Source organism: Acidovorax sp. HMWF018 (genome assembly GCF_003061035.1).
Lineage (GTDB): Bacteria > Pseudomonadota > Gammaproteobacteria > Burkholderiales > Burkholderiaceae_C > Acidovorax > Acidovorax delafieldii.
Map to the genome: position 1 here is coordinate 2,072 of NZ_QAIM01000589.1, position 871 is coordinate 2,942.

Consider the following 871-nt stretch of genomic DNA (forward strand, 5'->3'; position numbering starts at 1 on the left):
GGGCCGCTGGTTGCACGGCGTAGGCGGCGAGCTGCTGGGCGACCAGCCGGCCTATCCGCTGCTGGTGGCGCGCTACCAATACTTTCATGAGCAGGCGGCCACCCTGGTGGAACTGGCCCAGCAGGGCGAATGGGACCGGGCTGTGCAGGTGCTCAACGGTGGTTACCGCTATGGTTCCAGCCAGGTGGTGTTGCTTCTCAAGGAACTCAAGCGCGGTCTGGCGTGATGGCTTGCGGCGGTGTCGTATCCCGCTGCTCCACGAGCGCCGTGAACAGTCGGTGCTCACAAGCCGGGTCGCTGCACTTTTCGCAGTTCCAGGCGCGCAGCCGGGCTGCTCTGGGCGTATTTTCAGTCTCCCATGCGGCCCTTGCGCTAGTGGAATATGCCTGTGGTGCTATATTTTGTATAGCAATAAGCGCATTGCGAGTGCGCTGCTCGCCCGTTCCGTACACCACGCGGTAGGGTATCGCCGCAGCCGCCAGGGCCGCACGCAGCCGGGTATCGCAGGCCTCCTGCGCAGTCCGTTCCTCGGCAGGACAGGGCTGATCGAGACCCATCAGCAGGGTCAATGCCACCGCGTCGGACTCTGCCTGCGGCGTGGGCGCGGGCGGGGTGTGGGCCAGGTGCGGGTGGTGCAGGGCGATATGTACCGTGCCGGGAGTGATCTGCTGCTGCAGCGCCTGTGCCAACGCCTCCACGCCCGTGTAGGGCGCGCCCAGCAGGGCAATCAAGGGAGCGGGGGGAGGGGACTGCCGCACGGGGGTGAATGAAGCGCAGGCCTTGGTCAATGGCTGCGTTGTGGGTGTGGACGGTGCGGGGTGGTCCAAGGCGGCTGAGTGACCCCGCACCGTCCACACCCACAACGCAGCCA

At 66.4% G+C, this 871-nt stretch carries 1 protein-coding gene and 1 pseudogene; one reads left to right on the plus strand and one right to left on the minus strand.

Going from position 1 to position 871, the window contains the following annotated elements; all coding sequences use genetic code 11:
- Window positions 1-226: pseudogene (locus DBR23_RS31725) on the plus strand (hypothetical protein); the annotation flags it as partial.
- Here the strand turns inward: DBR23_RS31725 and DBR23_RS25110 are convergent.
- Window positions 207-871 (minus strand): hypothetical protein (locus DBR23_RS25110; protein WP_233250735.1); only part of this gene is annotated, 665 nt, incomplete at its 5' end. The pseudogene DBR23_RS31725 and the gene DBR23_RS25110 sit on opposite strands and share 20 nt — an antisense overlap.